The organism is Rhodococcus sp. 852002-51564_SCH6189132-a (assembly GCF_001665495.1).
Lineage (GTDB): Bacteria > Actinomycetota > Actinomycetes > Mycobacteriales > Mycobacteriaceae > Rhodococcus > Rhodococcus pyridinivorans.
This window is the reverse complement of the sequence record NZ_LZMJ01000074.1, coordinates 112,064-132,150: the sequence shown is the minus strand read 5'-3', so window position 1 is coordinate 132,150 and position 20,087 is coordinate 112,064. Positions and strand designations below refer to the sequence as shown.

16 protein-coding genes are annotated in these 20,087 nt (G+C 69.1%); 12 read left to right on the top strand and 4 right to left on the bottom strand.

Annotation, left to right across the window (positions count from 1 at the left end; all coding sequences use genetic code 11):
• Nucleotides 1-12 precede the first annotated feature (12 nt).
• A complete protein-coding gene (locus tag A5767_RS19230; protein WP_016693916.1) occupies nucleotides 13-501 on the top strand; it encodes an FBP domain-containing protein in 489 nt (162 codons plus the stop codon).
• 18 nt (nucleotides 502-519) lie between these two features.
• Here A5767_RS19230 and A5767_RS19225 read toward each other — a convergent pair whose 3' ends face one another.
• Nucleotides 520-1,104: a helix-turn-helix domain-containing protein gene (locus tag A5767_RS19225; RefSeq protein WP_064852933.1), complete on the bottom strand. Its 585-nt coding sequence runs from the start codon at nucleotides 1,102-1,104 to the stop codon at nucleotides 520-522.
• Between the two features lie 48 nt (nucleotides 1,105-1,152).
• Between A5767_RS19225 and A5767_RS19220 the strand changes: the two genes are divergently transcribed.
• Nucleotides 1,153-1,998 (top strand): class I SAM-dependent methyltransferase, encoded by an 846-nt coding sequence (locus tag A5767_RS19220; protein ID WP_064852932.1) that lies wholly within the window; start codon nucleotides 1,153-1,155, stop codon nucleotides 1,996-1,998.
• Entirely contained in the window at nucleotides 1,995-2,972 is a 978-nt protein-coding gene (locus tag A5767_RS19215) for an NAD(P)/FAD-dependent oxidoreductase (protein WP_064852931.1), read from the top strand. The genes A5767_RS19220 and A5767_RS19215 overlap by 4 nt, the downstream gene beginning before the upstream one ends.
• Before the next feature lie 64 nt (nucleotides 2,973-3,036).
• Here A5767_RS19215 and A5767_RS19210 read toward each other — a convergent pair whose 3' ends face one another.
• Nucleotides 3,037-4,494 (bottom strand): benzaldehyde dehydrogenase, encoded by a 1,458-nt coding sequence (locus tag A5767_RS19210; RefSeq protein ID WP_024103299.1) that lies wholly within the window; start codon nucleotides 4,492-4,494, stop codon nucleotides 3,037-3,039.
• A 605-nt stretch (nucleotides 4,495-5,099) separates the two neighbouring features.
• On the opposite strand from A5767_RS19210, the gene A5767_RS19205 reads away from it, so the two are divergent.
• On the top strand, nucleotides 5,100-6,122 hold the full coding sequence (locus A5767_RS19205) for an alpha/beta hydrolase (RefSeq protein WP_064852930.1): 1,023 nt from the start codon (nucleotides 5,100-5,102) through the stop codon (nucleotides 6,120-6,122).
• Here A5767_RS19205 and A5767_RS19200 read toward each other — a convergent pair.
• Nucleotides 6,112-6,825 carry a type 1 glutamine amidotransferase domain-containing protein gene (locus tag A5767_RS19200; RefSeq protein WP_033097260.1) on the bottom strand — a complete coding sequence of 238 codons (714 nt, stop codon included), beginning with the start codon at nucleotides 6,823-6,825 and terminating at the stop codon, nucleotides 6,112-6,114. The two genes, A5767_RS19205 and A5767_RS19200, sit on opposite strands and share 11 nt — an antisense overlap.
• A 128-nt stretch (nucleotides 6,826-6,953) precedes the next feature.
• The gene (locus A5767_RS19195) at nucleotides 6,954-7,913 is read right to left on the bottom strand and encodes a hypothetical protein (RefSeq protein WP_006550653.1); all 960 of its coding nucleotides are present in this window, start codon (nucleotides 7,911-7,913) and stop codon (nucleotides 6,954-6,956) included.
• A gap of 342 nt (nucleotides 7,914-8,255) precedes the next feature.
• Here A5767_RS19195 and A5767_RS19190 point away from each other — a divergent pair, with 342 nt between their 5' ends.
• The 8 genes from A5767_RS19190 to A5767_RS19155 all read left to right on the top strand — a co-directional run bounded on the left by A5767_RS19190 (nucleotide 8,256) and on the right by A5767_RS19155 (nucleotide 20,074).
• Nucleotides 8,256-8,591, top strand: a complete 336-nt coding sequence (locus A5767_RS19190; RefSeq protein ID WP_037215768.1) for a hypothetical protein — start codon at nucleotides 8,256-8,258, stop codon at nucleotides 8,589-8,591.
• Nucleotides 8,592-8,657: 66 nt separating this feature from the next.
• Nucleotides 8,658-9,158, top strand: coding sequence for a DUF2505 domain-containing protein (locus A5767_RS19185; RefSeq protein WP_033097261.1), 501 nt, complete (start codon nucleotides 8,658-8,660; stop codon nucleotides 9,156-9,158).
• Between the two features lie 165 nt (nucleotides 9,159-9,323).
• Nucleotides 9,324-9,521: a hypothetical protein gene (locus A5767_RS19180; RefSeq protein WP_019287992.1), complete on the top strand. Its 198-nt coding sequence runs from the start codon at nucleotides 9,324-9,326 to the stop codon at nucleotides 9,519-9,521.
• A gap of 99 nt (nucleotides 9,522-9,620) precedes the next feature.
• Complete coding sequence (locus tag A5767_RS19175) at nucleotides 9,621-9,851, top strand: RNA-binding S4 domain-containing protein (protein WP_019287993.1); 231 nt, start codon at nucleotides 9,621-9,623, stop codon at nucleotides 9,849-9,851.
• 129 nt (nucleotides 9,852-9,980) lie between these two features.
• Entirely contained in the window at nucleotides 9,981-13,274 is a 3,294-nt protein-coding gene (recC, locus tag A5767_RS19170; protein WP_064852929.1) for an exodeoxyribonuclease V subunit gamma, read from the top strand.
• Nucleotides 13,275-13,288: 14 nt separating this feature from the next.
• Nucleotides 13,289-16,621 carry a UvrD-helicase domain-containing protein gene (locus A5767_RS19165; protein WP_064852928.1) on the top strand — a complete coding sequence of 1,111 codons (3,333 nt, stop codon included), beginning with the start codon at nucleotides 13,289-13,291 and terminating at the stop codon, nucleotides 16,619-16,621.
• A gap of 8 nt (nucleotides 16,622-16,629) precedes the next feature.
• Nucleotides 16,630-18,507: an exodeoxyribonuclease V subunit alpha gene (recD, locus tag A5767_RS19160; protein WP_064852948.1), complete on the top strand. Its 1,878-nt coding sequence runs from the start codon at nucleotides 16,630-16,632 to the stop codon at nucleotides 18,505-18,507.
• A 139-nt stretch (nucleotides 18,508-18,646) separates the two neighbouring features.
• On the top strand, nucleotides 18,647-20,074 hold the full coding sequence (locus A5767_RS19155) for a lipase maturation factor family protein (protein WP_064852927.1): 1,428 nt from the start codon (nucleotides 18,647-18,649) through the stop codon (nucleotides 20,072-20,074).
• The last annotated feature ends 13 nt before the right edge of the window (nucleotides 20,075-20,087 follow it).

Here is a 20,087-nt window from a genome sequence, read left to right as displayed (position 1 = left end):
GTGGCCCCGGCCATGGACCCGCTCACCGAACGGGACATTCGAACATCCTTCGTCAACTGCTCCAAGGGTGATGCGAAGCGACTTCCGGTGCCGCGCGATCTAGACGACCGGCCGTGGGACGAACTCGACTTCCTCGGCTGGACCGATCCGTCGTTCCCCGGGCGCGGCTACATCGTCGTCCCTCGCGACGGCGAACTCGTCGGTGTCGCCATGCGGTTCGAGCAGCAGGGCTCCGGTAAGACGCAGATGTGCACGATCTGCCTCACCACCCACACCCGGGGCGGCATCGCCCTGATGACGGCCAACAAGGTCGGCGATGCGGGGCGAGCGGGCAACGCTGTCGGGACGTACATGTGCATCGACCTGCAGTGTTCGCTGTACGCGCGCGGCAAGAAGAAGCCCGCTCTGGGAAGCCGGTACCGCGAGGATCTCGAGCCGGAGGAGAAGGCCGAACGCGTCCGCGAGAATCTCCGGGCGTTCGTCGACCGCCTGTACGCCTGATCGGCGAACCCGGCTGCTTCAGTGCGATCCGGGGTTGCGCAGGTGCGCACGCTCCCCGTTCTGATCGAGGATCGTGAGGATCTCCACCGGTCCGTCGTGCGCGCTGATCGCGTGTGGCGTCATCGTCGAGAACTCGGCGGCGTTGCCCTCCTGGATGAGGATCGTCCGCTCGCCGAGCTGGAGCCGGGCGGTGCCCGTCAGGACGGTGAACCATTCGTGCCCCGGGTGCACGGGGAGCGTGTCCGCCGGCATCGGCTCCTGCCGCGTGATCCGCATCTTGGCGATGGTGACGCCGCCCAGTGATCGTTCCCGCGACAACAGCCAGGTCGTGTACCCCGGGGTGTCGCACGGCTGGGGCCTGATCACCACGTCCTGATCCTCACCGGATTCGACGAGCTGGTCGATCGTGGTGTCGAGTGCCCGCGCGATGGGAACGAGCTGGTCGAGTGCGATCCTGCGCCGGCCCGTCTCGATGCGGCTCAGGTTCGACGGGCTGATGTGGCACCGGCCTGCGAGAGCGTCGAGGGTCCACCCCCGCGCGAGCCGCAGGCTGCGGATGCGCTGACGGATGAGTTGGTCCAGATCGGACGATTCTTGCTCCATAGGCAAGAGTGTATGCCGAAACTGGATGACGCGACCTAACGTGAAGTCATGCACCACCACGCCCACCACGCACCGCACGACCACGCGCACGACGAGTCGATGGCCGAGGTGCTCGACCTCGACGCCGCGATGAACCGGCCCTATTTCGAGTCGTTGCTCGACCGGGTCGCCGGACAGCTCGAGCGCGAACCGCGCAGCGTCGTCGACATCGGCGCCGGCACAGGAACGGGCACCCTCGCCCTGGCGCGCCGGTTCCCCCACGCGCAGCTCGTCGCCCTCGACCGGTCCGCCGGGATGCTCGATCGACTCCGGAAGACCGCCGAGCACAACGGGTTCGGTGATCGGATCCGGACCGTCGAGGCGGACCTCGATGCAGGACTGCCGACCGTCGGTGCGATCGACCTCGCCTGGGCGGCCCTGTCCCTGCACCACATCGAGGATCCGGATGCGACGCTCCGGCAACTCGCCGAGGCGATGGCACCCGGGGGGACGGTGGTCGTTACCGAGATGGAGTCGCAACCACGATTCCTGCCCGACGACATCGGTATCGGTACGCCGGGACTCGAAGCGAGATGTCACGAGGCCGCGGCGTCCCGAGGGTGGAACAGATGGCCCGACTGGAGCGACAACCTGCGTCGCGCCGGATTCGATATGGTCGAGATGCGCCGCGACGAACTCGGTGCCGACGTCGACGACACCTCACGCCGATACGCCCACGCGGTGCTGAGCTGGATGCGGACCGGCCTCGACAACGCCGTGTCCGACGAGGATCTCGACACGCTCGATCGGCTCGTCGGCGACGGCCCCGATTCGGTGCTGCACCGGGCAGATCTGGTGGTGCGTGGATCCCGAACCGTGTGGATCGCACGGGCAATCAAGGAGGAGAACCGATGAACACCCAGGAGAACCCCACACAGGACGGTTACGACGTCGTCGTGATCGGCGGCGGCTCGGCCGGACTGAGTGCCGCCACAGCGCTGGCACGCTCACGCCGCTCGGTGCTTGTCGTCGATGCCGGAGAACCGCGCAACGCCCCTGCCGCGGCCGCGCACAACGTGATCGGACACGAAGGCATCGCGCCGACCGAACTGCTGGCTCTCGGACGGAAGGAGGCCGCCGGATACGGCGCCGAAATCCTGTCCGCACGAGCAGAATCCGCTCGTCGCAGCGACACGGGATTCGAGATCGGTCTCTCCGGCGGCACCACCGTGCAGGCACGTCGACTGATCCTCGCGACGGGACTGGTCGACGAGCTGCTCGACCTGCCCGGAGTCCGCGAACTGTGGGGGAAGAGTGTCCTGCACTGCCCGTACTGTCACGGCTGGGAGGTTCGGGACCGGCGCGTCGGCGTGATCTCGTCGGGGCCGATGAGCGTGCACCAGACCCTGTTGTTCCGTCAGCTCAGCGACGACGTCGCCTTCTTCACCCACTCGGCGCCCGCCCTGGAGAGCGAGGCCCGCGACCAGCTCGAGGCGCGCGACGTGCGGATCGTCGACGGCACCGTCGCGGAACTGCGAGCGGACGGCGAGGAGGTCCGTGCCGTGGTGCTCGAGGACGGCACCGAGGTCGAGGTCGACGCCGTGGTGGTGGCACCGCGTTTCGTCGCCCGCGCCGACCTGTACGAGCAGCTCGGCGGAACGGTCACCGACCATCCCGTGGGGACCCTCATCGAGACCGATCCGACGGGGAAGACCGCTCTGCCCGGCGTGTGGGCGGCGGGCAACTCCGCCGATCTCTCCGCGGTGGTCGTGGTCGCTGCAGGCGCCGGCGTGATGACAGGGGCGGCCGTGAACGCCGACCTGATCGCGGAGGAGACGGCCGCGGCGGTGGAGGAACGAGCCGCCCGCGGACTCACCTTCGCCGAATAGTCCTGTCGGGCATACGAGAACGGCCGGGCGAGCACACGCTCGCCCGGCCGATTCGCGATCTGCGTCAGAACGGGTAGGGCGCGATGTCGGGACGCACCGTGACCCACTGGGTCTCGGTGAACGCCTCGATGTTCGCGGCCGGACCGCCGAAACGGGAACCGGTACCGGATGCCCCGACCCCGCCGAAGGGAGCGTTGGCCTCGTCGGCGACGGTCATCTCGTTGATGTGGATCTTGCCCGAGTGGATCCGGTCGGCGATCTTCATCGCTTGTCCCACGTCGCCGACGATGCTCACCGACAGGCCGTACTCGGACGCATTGGCCAGTTCGACGGCCTCGTCCGAGTCGGAGAACTTCAGCACCGGCGCGACGGGACCGAAGATCTCCTGGCCCCAGGCGGGCATCTCGGTGGTCAGATCGGTCAGGACGGTGGGCCGGTAGAACAACCCCTCGTGCGTGCCTCCGGCAGCGAGAGTGCCGCCCGCGGCGACGGTGTCCTGCACGATCGTGTCGATGTTCGCCAGCTGACGCTCGTCGATGATCGGGCCCAGGTGAACCGGGCCGCCTGCGGGATCGCCGACGACGAGCGCATCCGCCTTCGCGGCGAGGGCGCGCACGTAGTCGTCGTAGACGGACTCGTGCACCAGGTGCCGGCCGGTGGTCATGCAGATCTGGCCCTGGTGGAAGAACGATCCCATCGCTCCGACACCGGCAGCGAGATCGACGTCGGCGCCGGGGAGCACGATCATCGCGTTGTTGCCGCCGAGTTCGAGGTGGGTGCGCTTGAGATGTTCCGCGCCGGCCTTGCCGACGTGGCGTCCGGCGGCGGTGGATCCGGTGAACGAGACCACCCGCACCTCGGGAGCATCGACGGTCGCGGCGCCGACGTCACCCCCACCGGGTAGCACCTGCAGCACACCGGCGGGTAGTCCGGCCTCCTCGAAGATCCGGGCCACGGCGACACCACCGATGACGGTGGTCCGCGGATCCGGCTTGAGCAGCACCGCATTGCCGAGGGCGAGAGCCGGGGCAACCGAGCGCATCGCGAGCAGCAACGGGAAGTTGAACGGCGCGATCACCGAGACGACGCCGGCGGGCAGGCGGCGCGCGATGGACCAGTGACCGTTGTCCGAGGGCAGGTACTCACCGTGCGGATGGGTGGGCAGCGCCGACGCCTCGAAGCACTCGGTGGCGGAACCGAACACCTCCATGGCGGCCTTGTCCGGAATGGACCCGGCCTCGCGGAGTCCCCAGCCGATGAGTTCGTCGGCGTGCTCACGGAACTTCTCGCCGGCGCGACGAAGGATCTCCGCACGCTCGGACGGCGCCGTGGCGGCCCAGGACTTCTGCGCGGCGGCGGCGGCGCGGGCGGCGGCGTAGACGTCATCGGGGTCGGCCAGGCCGATCTCGGCGATTTGTTCCCCGGTCGCGGGGTTGGTGACCTTCGTGGTGCCGCCGTTGCCGGGGCGCCAGCCGTCGAGATGGATCTTTCCCGTCCACAGGGCTTCGTCGAGCAAGGCCATAGGGTTCTCCTCAGCGTGGTCGTCGCCGTCCCGCGCGCGTGGGACACCGATGTGTTCCACGAGTGTGGGAGCGATGACGGCTCGTAGGATCGATTCTTCTCATTAAACGAGAAAGCCCGCGATATCCGTCTACGCACGACGAACACCACGTGCACCGCTCCGCGGCCGAAGGGACATGAGCGAGCACAATGATCCGAATGGAACTGGCCCTCATGGCAGTGGTCGGCATCGCCGGCACCGTGAGCATCGCGGCTGTACTCGGCCGCGCTGAGCATGCCGGCCCAGGACTTCCGCCGGAACTTCAAGGCCATCAGCGGACTCGGGGTCCTTCTCGTCGTCGTGACCACTGCGGCTGCTCACCATCGCGGCCGAACGCGGGGCCCTGCTCGAGGGCCGGGCGCGCGGTACCTACAGTTCGCAGACGCTCGGTGCGGCCCAGCGCCGCCTCGACCTCGAGGAGACCCGATTGCAGGCGCTGAGCGAACAACCCTGACGGTCCGCGGCGCGGACGCCCCGCCCGAGAACCCGCATCCCGCCGCACTGTTTGACATGATCGTTCGGTCCGGATCCGCCCGGGCGCGTCGTGACCCGGGTAGGAGTGACAGGTGTCGGAGGGCAGTACGGACAGAGCGCCGCGTCGGCGCGTCGGTCGATGGATCCTGATCGTCTTCGTCGTGGTGCTCGTCGTCGTGGCGGCGGCGTTCGTCCTCACCCCCGTGCCGGGATCACTGGTGGTGCGGAAGGTGTTCGAACGCGACGCGCGGGAGCAGACCGCGAAGCTCGCGGTGCACGCTCCGGAGACGGACTTCGTCGCCGACCTCCACTATCGGGAGGACGACCCGGACGCCTATCTCGACGTGTACACACCGCCGGGGACCACCGAGGCGCTGCCGACGATCGTGTGGACGCACGGTGGCGCGTGGTTGTCGGGTAACCGCACCAACTACGCGGGCTACTACAGGCGTCTCGCGGCCGCCGGATTCACCGTGGTGTCGGTCGGCTACTCGCTCGCACCGGGCCACCGCTATCCGACCCCGGTGCGGCAACTCGTCGATGCACAGCGCTACCTGCTCGAGCACGCCGACGAACTGCACATCGACACCGAGCGGATCGTGCTCGCCGGTGACTCGGCCGGGGCGCAACTGTCCGCGCAGATCGCCGCGGCGATCACCGACCCCGACTACGCCGCGACCCTCGGTGTCGACCCGGCGTTCACTCGGGAGAACGTTCGCGGTGTCGTGCTCAACTGCGGCATCTACGACCTGTCCGCGATCGGTGGGAGCGGCGGGCTGACCGGATGGGGCGTGGAGCAGGCGATGTGGGCCTACACCGGCGCCCGGGAGTTCGCCACTTCGGATGCGGCGGGCCAGATGTCGGTATTGAACTCGGTCACCGAGAACTTCCCGGCCACCTACATCTCCGGTGGCAACGCCGATCCGCTCACCGCCACCCAGTCCGAGAGGCTCGCGCAGCGGCTCACCGGACTGGGTGTGCAGGTGGATGCGTTGTTCTATCCGGACGACCACACACCGGAACTGGCACACGAGTACCAGTTCGATCTGTCGACACCGGATGCGCGTGCCGCGCTCGAGCGGACGATCGATTTCGTCCGCAAGGTCACGACGTAGCGCGCGCGGGGATCTCGGCGACGACGCGTTCGGCGAGCGGCCGCGAGGAGGCCGGGTTCTGGCCCGTGTACAGGACGCGGTCGACCACCACGTGCGGCTGCCAGGCGTCCGTGGACGAGAAGACGGCCCCGGCCTCCTGCAGGCGGTCCTGCAGCAACCAGGGTGCCTTGTCGGCCAGTCCCGCCTGGACCTCCTCGACGTTCGTGAACGCCGTCAGGCTGTAACCCTCGAACAACCAGCGACCGCCGGACTCGTGGGCGGGAAGCAGGGCAGCCGGGGCGTGGCACACCATCGCGACCACTTTGTCGGCCTCGACGAAGTGCCGGACGAGTTCACCGAACCGCTCGTCGACGGCCAGATCCTCCATCGGGGCGTGGCCACCGGGCACGAACAGCAGGTCGAAGTCCTCGGCCCGCTGGTCCTCGAGCACCGCCGCACCGGTGAGCACCGGCTGCAGCTTCTCGAGCGACGACTTCAACTCGGCCACGCGGTCCTCACCGCCTGCGGCGTCGGGTTCGAGGCTGGCCTGGTCCACGACGGGCGTGCGGCCGCCCGGAGTGGCAACGGTGATGTCGTAGCCGGCTTCGTCGAAGACGGTGTACGGCTCGACGAGTTCCTCCGCCCAGAAGCCCGTGGGATGGCGGGTGCCGTCCTGCAATGTCCAATGATCGGCGGAGCTGACGACGAACAGGATGCGGGTCATGGTGTGTCCTCTCTGATGAACGCAGAGGCCGGGTACCCGCTGTGAGCGGGACCGACACTGGCGGTGACGACGATCGCCGGGCCCACGAGGGACCCGGCGATCGTGTGACGTGACTGGGGTGCGGCGGATCAGATGCCGACCACCTCCTGCGCGATGGCGGCCAGACGGGTCTGGGCCGCGGAGATAACACCGTGTCGTGCCTTGTGCGCTTCCTCGTAGGCGACGATCGCCCGGATGTCCGCGGGCTCGGTCAGTTCCTTGACCGCCGCCACGGCCTTCGGGACGGTGAGATCGTCGTAGTTCCGGATCGGCAACTCCTCCTCGGTGAGGACACCCGAGGCGCTGCGTGCCTTGTGTAGAGCGTCGGCGGTGCCGTCGGCGCCTTCACGACGGCTCACGCGCTCGGCCGTCTCGAGAGCCGCATCGCGCGAGGCACCGATGGTCTTGGCTGCGACGTCACCGGCATGCGCGCCGCGCGAGAGCAGCGACTCGATGCGGGGACGCGTCGAGCGGGCGACATCGATCGCTCGATCGATGCTGCGCGCCGACCAGGTGACCGGCGTGTTGACCAGGCGCACCGCTGCGCCGGCCGCGGCCTGCAGGGGAGTGCGACGCAGAGCGGCAGGACCACCGAGCGCCTCCTCCGCGATGACGGTGGTGAGCCACTCGACCGTCGCCGTGTGAGCCGTGATCAGACGGTCCGCCAGCGACACGATCGACTTGTGTCCGCCCGCGATGGCCAGTGCCTTCACGTAGCGGGCACGGTCGAGGAGCTGATGTTCGAGGGCGAGGTCCGACAGCAGTGCTTCGTCGAACGGCTGCGCCTGTTCGGTGAGGGTCTTCACCATGATGGCGGCGCGGCCGATGAACGGCCCGACCACATCGGGAAGTCCGCCCAGATCGCGGATCGCCTCTTCGATCGCCACCGCACGGATGCGGCAGTTCTCGGCGTTCTCGGTCAGCTCCTTGCGTACCGCTTCGGTTCGGGCCTGCGCGACACGCGTTTCGGCGACCTGGGTCTCTGCATGGGTCAGTTCGTGGAGAGTGCGCAACTGGGTGAGCAACGCGGGAGTTCGGTTCTCGGTCATCGTGCGTTCGCCTCCTTCGCACTGGAAGAGTCGGTGATCTACCGACGAATTCACATCCATCGAGAAAATGACGTGACAACTGTCGGCTACCCGACCCCCGGAACTGCTAACGTCTATGTGATCCATAACACACCCTCTGGTCGGGTTCGTTGCTGCAGTGACCACTCGGCGCACGCGAGTCGCACGGGTCTCGGTTTGAGCCGGTTGCTCGCGGGGAAACTTCGGAGCACACCTTGACGTGAGAGATCGAGGCCGGGACGAGACGCGGTCCGCCTGACTCCTCAGGTGATCGGCGACCGTGAGACGGCCGCAAGCAGCACAAAGGAAAGCGGGGACGACACGATGACCACGGCAGCACCCGTCATGCCCACGGACGTGATCACCGCTCCGGCGACGGTTGCTCCGTCGCAGTCGGCCGACATTCCGGCGCAGACGATCGACGCGCGGTCCGTCGAGGCCCCGCCGTCGGCCGCCGTGGCGTCGAGGGAGGTGGAACCTCCGGCGACAGAGGAGATGCCGGCCCTGCTCGAGCACCCGATCGCGGGCATGCTGATGTTCGTCGTCCTCGCCGTCTGCGGATTCGCAGCCGCCGCGGTGGTCGCAGGATCCCTGGCGGCCGGGCTCGCTCTGGTGGGTGTCGTCGGAGGAGCGGCGGCGACCCTCGTCGCTGTTCTCTGACGTGGCAGAACAACACCGGTAGGCCCGTTTCGTCCAGATCCGAGCGGGAGGATATCGTCTCCGGTCATGTCCAAGGAATTCGTTTTCACGTCCACGCTCGACCACAGCGTCGAACGCGTCCACGGCGCTTTGACCAGCGAGGACTTCTGGAACAGCCGACTGGCTGCGAGCCAGACCGGCGTGGCGCAGCTCGAGGTCGGCTCCGGTCCCGGGACCTTCCGCGCGAAGGTCTCCGACCAGATCGACACCTCCGCGCTGCCCGCGGTCGTCCGGGGCGTGGTGCGAGGACCTCTGATCATCGAGCGCACCGACGAATGGGGCGGACTCGGGGACGGTACGGCGCAGGGAACCCTCGCCGGCAGCACGTCGGGGCTGCCGATCACGATCGCGGCCCGTTCGGAGCTTCGTGGCAACGCGGACGGCGGTACCGAGATCGAGGTGCGTGGCGAGGCCACCGTCAAGGTTCCCGTCGTCGGTGGGCAGATCGAGGGCCTGATCGTCCAGCTCGTCGAGAACATCGTCCAGAACGATCGGACCGACCTCGACAAGTGGCTCACGGAGAACTGATTCGCAGGGGCGCCCGATCGATCGGCTTCCGATCGACGGATCATCTGGTCCGATGCCGTCGTTCCTCTTCCGAGGTACGGCGGCATCGTCGTTCCCGCCGGATTCGTCGGCGACACACCGGGTCAGGTCGTTGAACAGGGGTGTGACCCAGGCCACCATCGAATCATGTCGATGCCGTGGGACGAGGACGGCGGCTACGCGTGGGAACGCCGCGAGGCCGGATACACCTGGGAGCAGATCGGCAGCGAACTCGGTTGCCCTGCCCATGTCGCACAGAATCTGGGGGAGCGCTACCGCGCGGATATCACTGCCGAGATGACGAGGAACCAGTTGTCGTTGTTCGACATCTCGACCGAGACCTGAATCCCGGCCGCCGGTGTTCGCCGTGTGTTCATCGGATGTGCACCCGCACGGACCCCGTGTGAGGAGGCATCGTCGCCTCCGGAGGGGACCGTAGGTGTCATGGAGGCACTCGTGCGCGACTCCCTGTTCGGTTTCCTCCAGGAGAGCGGACTGGCCGGCTCGGGCGGTGAAGCGGCGGCGCTGCTCATGGAAGGTCTCGTCCGCGTCAATCATCGCCAGGTCCGCAGTCCCCGTACTCCACTTCGTGCCGGGGACGTCGTCTCGATCGCGGGTACGCGATCGATGGCGGTCTTCGGCGTCTCTCCCGGCGGGGTTCGTCCCGTCCTGTAGCTCGTCCGTCGCACGCAGCGCCCGCAACCTCCGGCACGGAGCACTCGCGACCTGCGACGCAGTCGCCTGTCCGGGCGGTGTGATAAGCCGTACCGGACGGGAACGAGCGACGACGAGGGGGAGCGACGCGTGCTGATACTGCACCGTGCCGAGCGCACCGGCATCCTGGCGGATGCGCTGGCCGAGGTGCTCGCCGAGCCCCTCGACGATCCGTTCGCGCGGGAGGTCGTCGCGGTGCCCGCGCGCGGTGTCGAAAGATGGCTCACCCAGCGGTTGTCGGGAATGCTCGGTTCCTCCGCCGGCGACGGGGTGGCCGCCAACATCGACTTCCCGTCCCCGTCCCGCCTCGTCGACGAAGCGCTCGCCGAGGCCTCCGGCATCACCGCCGACGACGATCCGTGGCATCCCTCCCGCATGTTGTGGTCGCTGCTCGGGGTGATCGACGAGTGCGTCGGCGAACCGTGGTGCGCCACCCTCGCGCGGCATCTCGGTCACGGCGCCGACGACCACCGGGCCGGACGCCGGTACGCCACCGCAGCGCATCTCACCGGCCTTCTCCGCAGTTACGGACTCCAGCGCCCCGGGATGATCTCCCAGTGGGCGGCGGGGAACGACACCGACGGCACGGGTGCGCCTCTCGACGACCATCTGCGTTGGCAAGCCGAGCTGTGGCGACGGCTGCGCGCCCGCATCGGCGTCGACAGCCCGTCGCAGCGACTCGACGAACTGTGCGGCCGGCTGCGCAACGACCCCGACGTCGTCGACCTGCCCGAACGACTGTCGATCTTCGGTCCCACCCGGCTCGACACCGTCCTCGTCGAGGTGCTGTCCGCGCTCGGGCACCACCGCGACGTGCACATCTGGCTCCCGCACCCGAGCCCGGTGATGTGGGACGGACTGACCCGCCGCCCGGCGTCGATGCGCCGCGCCGACGACCACAGTGCCCTCGGGGTGCAGCACCCGCTGCTCGCCGCGCTCGGCCGCGACGTGCGCGAACTCCAGAGCCGGCTCTCCGGCCTCGAGTGCACCGACGTTCCCCATCCCTCACCCCGGCCGCCGTCGACGCTCCTCGGCCGGTTGCAGGCCGATCTCCGCGACGACCGCGCCCCCGAACGCGGATCGGCCGCGCCCGACGGGACCGTGATGATCCATGCCTGCCACGGCCCCACCCGACAGATCGAGGTGCTCCGCGAGTGCCTGCTGCACCTGTTCCGCGACGACCCCACGCTCGAACCGCGCGACGTCGTCGTCATGTGCCCCGACGTCGAGACGTACGCGCCGCTCGTCCACGCCGCCTTCGGTGCCGGAGTCGGTGAGCATCCCGGCCACACGCTGCGGGTCCGTCTCGCCGATCGTGGCCTGCGCCGCACCGATCCGGTGCTTGCGGTGGTGTCCGAACTGCTCGCGCTCGCCGACGGCCGGGTCACCGCCAGCGAGGTCCTCGATCTCGCCGCCTCCGCCCCGGTGCGCCGCAAGTTCGGATTCGACGACGACGAGCTCGAACGCCTGCAGGAGTGGACCACCGAGACCGGTGCCCGTTGGGGTCTCGGCCCGTGGCAGCGCAAGAGCTTCGGTCTCGGCGACTTCATGCAGAACACCTTCGGGGCGGCACTCGACCGCATCCTTCTCGGTGTCGCCGCCGACGGAGCGGACGGGGAGTGGCTGTCGCTGTCACTGCCCCTCGACGACGTCGACAGCAACGACATCGACCTCGCCGGTCGGTTCGCCGAGTTCATCGACCGGCTGACGGTGGTGCTGCTCCGGCTGCGCGGCCCGCACCCGGCGGGGCGGTGGTCGGACGAACTCGGTTACGGCATCGACCTGCTCGCCGACGTTCCCGCCGCCGACGCATGGCAGCTCACCCGCGCGCGTCGCGAGATCGGCGAGGCCGTCGAGCATGCCGGCGACACGCAGTTGTCCCTGAGCGATGTCCGATCCATGCTCTCCTCCCGGCTCGCCGGGCGTCCGTCGCGCTCGAACTTCCGTACCGGCGAACTGACCGTGTGCACGATGGTGCCGATGCGCTCGGTGCCCCATCGCGTGGTGGTTCTCCTCGGTCTCGACGACGACGTCTTCCCTCGCACGGCCCACATCGACGGCGACGATGTCCTGACCCAGAATCCCTGTGTGGGAGAGCGTGATCCGCGCAGCGAGGACCGGCAGCTGCTGCTCGACGCGCTGATGGCCGCGGAGGAGCGTGTGCTGTTGTTCCACACCGGCGCCGACGCCGTCACCGGAGCACTGCGCCCACCGGCGATTCCGCTCACCGAGGTGCGCGACGTGGTGTCGACGATGACGGGAGTCGACGTCGACGACGAGCGCATCGTGCGGCGACATCCCCTGCAGCCCTTCGATCCGCGCAATTTCCGGGCCGACGACCCGTTCGGGTTCGGTGTCACCGCACTCGCGGGAGCCCGTGCCGGACAAGGAGTTTCGGTGGAGCGCGACCGGTCGGGTGCGCTCCTCGTCGACGACCTTCCGGCCCCGGCACGCACCGATGTCGATCTCGACGAACTCGTTTCCTTCCTGACACATCCGACGCAGGGATTCCTCCGGCAGCGACTCGGTCTGCGGATCCCCGACACCGACGAGGGCATCGCCGACGCACTCGACGTCGAACTCGACGGTCTCGCTCAGTGGCAACTGGGCGACCGCATGCTCGAAGCGCGATTGGCGGGCATGTCCGCGGGTGCCTTCCAGGACGCGGAATGGCGTCGCGGCACGCTCCCGCCGTTCGCGCTCGGCCGCAGGACCCTCGACGCGGTGAGCGACAACGTCGACCGCCTCGTGCACGCCTGCGCCGGTGTGCACACCGGGCAGGCCCGCACCGTCGACATCCGCGTCGATCTCGGCGACGGTCGTCGGCTCACCGGCACCGTCGGAGGTGTACACGGCGAGGTACTGGCCCGCAGCACCTATTCCAAGCTGTCCCCGAAACACCGGCTGGAAGCATGGATCCGGTTGCTCGCCGTCGTCGCCTCGGGTCATCCCGGACAGTGGCGTGCGGTGACCACCGGGCGCAGCCGTTCGCGCTCGTATCCGGCCTGGCGCTCGACCCTTCTGGCTCCCGCCGATCCCGTCGCGCTGCTCGCCGCACTCGTCGATCTGCGCGATCGTGGACTGTGCCGGCCGCTGCCGCTCGTGACGGGCGCGTCGGCCGAGTACGCCGATCGCCGCCACCGCGGTGATTCCGTGGAGATGGCACTGTCGGCCGCCGGGAAGGCGTTCGGTGGCGCGTTCGGCGACGGCAAGGACCGTCACGTGCAGTATCTGTACGGGCCCGACGTCACGTTCGGGCAGCTCACCGCCGACGCACCGGAGGGTGTCGAGGCCGGCTGGTTCGACGACCCCACCCGTTTCGGTGTGCTCGCCCGACGGTTGTGGGAACCCCTGCTCGCCTCCGAGAACCAGGGACGCCCGTGAGAGAAGGACGCAGCGTGCCCGATACCGCCATCACCGATCCGCGCGCCGCGGGCGGTCCGCCGCCGGCAGGCTTCGATCTGCTCGGCCGGCTCCCGAGCGGCACCACCGTTCTCGAGGCCAGCGCGGGAACGGGGAAGACGTACGCGATCGTCGGGCTCGCCACCCGGTTCGTCGCCGAAGGGCGCGCCCACCTGTCGGATCTGCTGCTCGTCACCTTCAGCCGGGCTGCGACGCAGGAACTGCGCGAACGTACCCGGAACCGGTTCGCGCAGGTCGCCACCGCCCTCGCCGATCCCGAGAGTGCGCGGGCGAGCACCGACATGCTCGTCCGTCATCTCGCGAGCGAGGACGTCGACGCGCGGCGGGCCCGCCTACGACAGGCGTTGTCCGACTTCGACTCCGGCACCATTTCCACCACGCACGGCTTCTGCCGCCGCATGCTCGACGAACTCGGGATCGCCGGTGAACGCGAACCCGACGTCACGGTCGTCGAGGACGTCGACGACCTGCGGGTGGAGGTCGTCGACGATCTCTACCTGCGGCGCTACGGCAGGGGACAGGCCCCCATCACCTACGCCGAGGCGGCCGTCGCCGCGAAGGAGGCGATCTTCGACCCGCAGGCCGAACTCGCACCGAACGACGCCGACGGCACCGCGGCAGGCGAGCGTGTGGAATTCGCGCGTGCGGTCCGCGAGGAGGTCGAACGGCGCAAGCGCCGGCTCGGACTGCGCGACTTCGACGACCAGTTGTCCCTACTGCACGCGGTGCTCGGCGATCCGGAGCACGGCGACGCCGCCTGCCGGCGGATGCGTGCGCGCTTCTCCGTCGTCCTCGTCGACGAGTTCCAGGACACCGACCCCAAGCAGTGGGAGATCCTGCGCCGGGCGTTCCACGGGCACAGCACGCTCGTGCTCGTCGGCGACCCGAAACAGGCGATCTACGCCTTCCGCGGCGCGGAGGTGCTCAGCTATCTCGACGCCGTCTCCGAATCCGACACCTACTGCGAGCTGACCACCAATTGGCGCAGCGACGGCGATCTCGTCCGGGCGCTCGAACACGTCCATCTCGGTGCGGCTCTCGGTGATCCCCGCATCGTGGTGAACCCGGTGAAGGCGGCAGCCGCCGATTCCCGGCTCTCGGGTATCGCGCCCCTGCGGGTGCGTCACCTGCCCCGCGCCGGTGCCGGTCCGCTCAACGACTGGGGTTTCCCGCAGAACCTCGACGGCTTACGTGGGCGGGTCGCTCGCGACGTGGCGGCCGACATCGTGCGCCTGCTCGACGACGAGAACGTCACCGTCGACCTCGGTTCCGGTCCCGAGCGTGTGCAACCCGGGCACATCGCGGTCCTCGTGCGCAAACACAAACAGGTGACGCTCGTCCACGACGCGCTGACGAAGGCGAACGTGCCGTGCGTGGTCGCCGGGGGCACGAGTGTGTTCGCCACACCGTCCGCACAGCACTGGCTGTGGGTTCTCTATGCGCTCGAGCAGCCCCATCGCGCCGATCGCGTCCGGCTCGCCGCGCTCACCCCGCTGCTCGGCCGCACGATGACCGACATCGATTCGGAGGGCGAAGCGCTGGTCGTGGAGGTCGGCGGACTGCTCCGCGAACTGAACGACGTCTACGCCCGCACCGGCTTCGCCGCCGTCTTCGAACGCCTCGCGTCCTTCGGTTCGGTCGAGGCCCGCCTCCTCGATCAGCCGTCCGGGGAACGCACCCTCACAGACATCCGGCACGTCGCACAGCTGCTCGAGGACGTCGCCTCGGCACAGTCGCTGGGGCTGGCCGCACTCACCCGCTGGCTCGAGGATCGCATCAACGACCCCGACCGAGGTGGAGCCGACCGGATCCGGCGCCTCGACAGCGACGCCGCGGCGGTCCAGATCCTCACCGTGCACGGCAGCAAGGGACTCGAATTCCCCGTCGTCCACGTCCCGTACGGGTGGGATGCCGCGAAGAACCCCGAGCCCGACAAGCTGCTGCTGCACGAGAACGGCCGACGCATCCTCGATGTGGGCGGCAAGAGTGGTCCCGGTTATGTCGCGCGGCGGCGTCAGCACGAACTCGAGGAGGCGGGAGAGGAACTGCGCCTGCTGTACGTGGCGGTGACGCGCGCGCAGTGTGCGCTCACCCTCTGGTGGGCGCCGTCCACCCCCACCTCGCGGTCTCCGCTGCACCGGTTGCTGTTCGCCCGCGATCCCGGTTCGGCAGAGGTCTCCGCGGAAGGCCGGATCGGCCACGACGAGGCCATGGCCGAGGAATTCGACCGGTGGGCCGCGCGCGCCGACGGGGTCATCGCCGCCGAAGCGGTCGGGTCGCACCCGATCCCGGTGTTGCGCTGGACCCGCCCCCGCGTGGAGACCGGCCCACTCGCCGCCGCGCGCTTCGATCGGGTCGTCGACGAGAACTGGCGCAGGACCTCCTATTCGGCGCTCACCGCCTCGGTGCACGATGCGCCCGTGGTGAGCGGTGAGGTGGAGGAACCGGTGACGACCGACGAGCCTGCCGAGCCTCCGCTGAGCGCACTGGAAGCGGCGCGCGAAGGCATTCCGTCACCGATGAACGGACTGCCCGGCGGCACGATCTTCGGCACGCTGGTGCACGCCGTCCTCGAGGTCGTCGACACCTCCGCCGCCGACCTCGAGGCCGAACTGCTCGACTGCTGCCACGAGACGGTGCGACGCCAGATGTCGCCGATAGACCCCGTCCAGCTCGCGGCGGCGTTGCTCCCGGTGATGCGCACCCCGCTCGGGCCACTCGGCCGGACCCTCGCCGACTTCACGCCGTCCGACCGGCTCTCCGAACTCGACTTCGAGTTGCCGCTCACCGGAGGCGACAGCCCGGTGCCCGTCACCGTCACCCTCGACGCGGTCGGTGGGTTGCTGCGCCGGCACCTGCCCGCCGACGATCCGATGGCGACCTACGCCGATCTGGTGCGCACCCTCGAGTCCGTGCCGCTGCGGGGTTACCTCAACGGCAGTATCGACGCCGTGCTGCGCACCGACGGTCCGCGATTCGTCGTCGTCGACTACAAGACCAACCGGCTCGCGCCCGTCGACGAACTGACCACCGCCCACTACACCCGCGAGTCGATGGCGGCGGAGATGCTCCGCGCGCACTATCCGATGCAGGCTCTGCTCTATTCCGTTGCCCTGCACCGTTATCTGCGGTGGCGGATGCGCGACTACGACCCGCACGTCCACCTCGGTGGTGTGCAGTACCTGTTCGTCCGCGGCATGGCCGGACCGGACAGTCCACCCGGCAGTGGCGTGTTCGACTGGCATCCGCCGGCCGATCTCGTCACCGACCTGTCCGACCTCCTCGCCGGAAAGGCCATGATTTCGTGATCGAGTCCATGACCGACGTTCGGATCGCCCAGCGCGGCAAGGGCGCTCTGCGGCAGTTCAACGAGGTGGGCGCACTCTCCGCCGCCGACGTGCACGTCGCCCTGCGACTCGCGGCGCTCGGCGGCGAGGACGACCCGCACGTGCATCTCGCCACCGCGCTGGCAGTGCGTGCCGTGCGATCCGGGTCGGTGTGCCTCGACCTCACCCGTTTCCGCGAGGTCACGGTCGACGAGGACGCGGACGGCCATCCCGTCGTCGACCCCGCGAGCCTGCCGTGGCCTCGCGACGAGGACGTGCTCGCGGCGCTGCGTCGCAGCCCCCTCGTGGTCGGTGGCGACCGCGGACCTCTGCGTCCGCTGCGTCTCGTCGATACCGCCGAAGGTCCGCTGCTGTATCTCGACCGGTACTTCCGGCAGGAGCAGACGATCCGCCGGGTGCTCGCCGAGCGCACGGCGACGTTCCCCGACCTCGACGAGGAGCGCATCGCGACGACACTCGACGAGCTGTTCCACCATCCCGACGATCCCTCCCGGCCCGCGCCGGCACCCGATCGTCAGCGCGTCGCGGCGGCACTCGCCGCCACCCGACCGACCACGGTGATCGCGGGCGGGCCGGGCACCGGCAAGACCCACACCGTGGCGCGGATCCTCGCGCTGCTCACCCGCCTGTACGGACACGAACTGCGCATCGGCCTGGCCGCTCCCACCGGCAAGGCCGCTGCGCGCCTCCAGGAATCGGTGCGCGAGCAGGAGACCGAGCTGGGTCTGCCGCCGAATCTCACCGCCATGACCGTGCACCGGATGCTCGGCTGGCAGCGCGGCCGCACCCGCTTCCGCTACCACGCGGGCAACCACCTGCCGTACGACGTGATCGTCGTCGACGAGACGTCGATGGTGTCGCTGACGATGATGTGCCGCCTGCTCGAGGCGGTGCGGCCCGACACCCGGCTCGTCCTCGTGGGCGACCCCGACCAGCTCGCCTCGGTCGACGCCGGTGCGGTGCTTGCCGACCTCGTGGGGCGCCCGGTCAGCGGCACCCTCGATCCGGTCTTCGAACGGGTCGTCGCCCGCGATGTGGCGGCCGCCGACGACCCCGCCGAGGCGGCCTTCACTCCGGCCCAACGCGCCCGGCTCGGTGGCGGTGTCGTGCGGCTGAGCCGCGGCCGCCGCTTCGGTGGTGCGATCGCCGAGCTGGCGGTGGCCGTCCGCAAGGGCGCCGACGACGAGGTGCTCGACATCCTGCGCAGGGGCGACCCGGAGGTCTCGTTCGTGGCCCCCTCCGACCTCGACGCCCTGCGCGACGACATCGTCCGCTCCGCCGCCGAGGTCACCAAGTCCGCCGAGACGGGGGACGTCGAGACGGCGCTGAAGCGGTTCGAGGAACATCGGTTGCTGTGCGCGCACCGTGACGGCCCGGCCGGTGTGCAGTGGTGGGCGCGGCAGGCCGCCGAGTGGATCGGGGAGGCCGCGGGGCAGCGACTCGATCCCGAGAGCTGGTATCCGGGCCGACCGTTGCTCGTCACCGCGAACGACCACGACATGCAGATCTACAACGGCGACACCGGCGTGGTCGTGCGGCGCGGCGACGAACTCGTCGCGGCGTTCGCACGCGGCGAGACGCCGTTCGAACTGCGCCCGAGTCAGCTCCCGGCGGTGAGCACCGTCTACGCGATGACGATCCACCGCAGCCAGGGCAGTCAGTACGGCACCGTCTCGGTGGTGCTGCCCGATTCCGGATCGGCGCTGCTCACCCGCGAACTGCTGTACACCGCGATCACGCGTGCGCGGTCGCACGTGCGGATCATCGGGACCGAGGATGCGGTACGCGCGGGCGTGGCACGGCAGGTGCTCCGAGCGAGTGGGCTGCGGCGGGAGATCCGCGTGTAGCCGGTCGGTCTCCGCACCCGTATCGAGTGAGGACGAGGCCCGATCCCGTCGACCCATCGTCGCAACACTGTCTCCGTCGGCGAACCGGACGTGGCATGCTCGAGATGGCGCGCACGACAGACGACGAACGAGCCGAGCGATGGACTGGTTGGACGCGGACGGGTACACGATCGGGCGGCTGCTGGTCACCCGTGGACTCGCGGTGCTGTACGCCGTGGCTTTCCTCGCGGCCCTGCTGCAGTTCCGGGCGCTGATCGGCGAACGCGGCATCCTTCCCGCCCCGGGCTTCCTGGCGCTCACATCGTTCCGGCAGTCGCCGAGCCTGTTCCACTGGAGATACTCCGACGCTCTGTTCACCGCGGTTGCCGCGGTGGGTCTCGTGTTGTCGGTGGTGACGGTGCTCGGTGTCACCGAGCAGTTGCCGCTCGTGGTCTGCATGCTCGTGTGGTTCGTGATGTGGCTGCTGTACCTGTCGATCGTCAACGTCGGCCAGGTCTGGTACTCGTTCGGCTGGGAGTCGCTGCTGCTCGAGGGCGGTGTGCTCGCGATCTTCCTGGGCAACGCCGATACCGCGCCCCCGCTGCTCGTGCTGATCCTGCTGCGCTGGTTGCTGTTTCGCCTGGAGTTCGGTGCCGGACTGATCAAGATGCGTGGCGACCGGTGCTGGCGCGATCTGACGTGCCTGTACTACCACCACGAAACCCAGCCGATGCCCGGCCCGCTCAGCCGCTACTTCCACCTGATCCCGCGGCCGCTGCACAAGGTGGAGGTGGCGGGTAACCACTTCACCCAGCTCGTCGTGCCGTTCGGATTGTTCCTGCCGCAACCGGTCGCCGGGATCGCCGCACTGATCATGATCGTCACGCAGTTGTGGCTGGTGACGAGCGGCAATTTCGCGTGGCTCAACTGGATCACCATCGTCATCGCGCTGTCGGTGGTGCCCGACAGCTTCTACGGGTTGCTGATCGACTCCACCACGACCTACGGTCCGACACCGATCGCGTTCACCGTCGCCGTGGTGGCGCTGACCGTGCTGGTCGCGGTGCTCAGCTACTGGCCGGTGTCGAATCTGATGTCGCATCGGCAGGCGATGAACGCCTCGTTCAACAAGTGGCACTTCGTGAACACCTACGGCGCGTTCGGCACCGTCACACGCACCCGGCGGGAAGTGATCGTCGAAGGCACCACCGATGCGGTGGTGACACCGGCGACGGAGTGGCGCGAGTACGAGTTCAAGGGCAAACCGGGCGACGTGTATCGCAGGCCTCGTCAGTACGCGCCGTACCACCTGCGTCTGGACTGGTTGATGTGGTTCGCGGGGATCTCGCGCGACTACGCCGCGGGGTGGTTCCCGCGGTTCGCGGGAAAACTGCTGGAGAACGATCCGGCCACCGTGAAGTTGCTCCGGCACAACCCGTTCCCGGACGAACCGCCCCGTCTGGTGCGGGCCCGCCTGTTCCGCTACCGCTTCGCCACGCGCGCCGAACGACGCGCGACGCGCCAGTGGTGGATGCGGGACGAGATCGGCGATTTCATGATGCCGATGGCGCGGGACGACCTGCCCTGACCGCGCTCCTTGA

Coding starts and splice junctions, on each gene's coding strand:
- A5767_RS19230 (WP_016693916.1), top strand. CDS start 13: ATGGACCCGCTCACCGAACGGGACATTCGAACATCCTTCGTCAACTGC.
- A5767_RS19225 (WP_064852933.1), bottom strand. CDS start 1,104: ATGGAGCAAGAATCGTCCGATCTGGACCAACTCATCCGTCAGCGCATC.
- A5767_RS19220 (WP_064852932.1), top strand. CDS start 1,153: ATGCACCACCACGCCCACCACGCACCGCACGACCACGCGCACGACGAG.
- A5767_RS19215 (WP_064852931.1), top strand. CDS start 1,995: ATGAACACCCAGGAGAACCCCACACAGGACGGTTACGACGTCGTCGTG.
- A5767_RS19210 (WP_024103299.1), bottom strand. CDS start 4,494: ATGGCCTTGCTCGACGAAGCCCTGTGGACGGGAAAGATCCATCTCGAC.
- A5767_RS19200 (WP_033097260.1), bottom strand. CDS start 6,825: ATGACCCGCATCCTGTTCGTCGTCAGCTCCGCCGATCATTGGACATTG.
- A5767_RS19195 (WP_006550653.1), bottom strand. CDS start 7,913: ATGACCGAGAACCGAACTCCCGCGTTGCTCACCCAGTTGCGCACTCTC.
- A5767_RS19190 (WP_037215768.1), top strand. CDS start 8,256: ATGACCACGGCAGCACCCGTCATGCCCACGGACGTGATCACCGCTCCG.
- A5767_RS19185 (WP_033097261.1), top strand. CDS start 8,658: ATGTCCAAGGAATTCGTTTTCACGTCCACGCTCGACCACAGCGTCGAA.
- A5767_RS19180 (WP_019287992.1), top strand. CDS start 9,324: ATGTCGATGCCGTGGGACGAGGACGGCGGCTACGCGTGGGAACGCCGC.
- A5767_RS19175 (WP_019287993.1), top strand. CDS start 9,621: ATGGAGGCACTCGTGCGCGACTCCCTGTTCGGTTTCCTCCAGGAGAGC.
- recD (WP_064852948.1), top strand. CDS start 16,630: ATGACCGACGTTCGGATCGCCCAGCGCGGCAAGGGCGCTCTGCGGCAG.
- A5767_RS19155 (WP_064852927.1), top strand. CDS start 18,647: ATGGACTGGTTGGACGCGGACGGGTACACGATCGGGCGGCTGCTGGTC.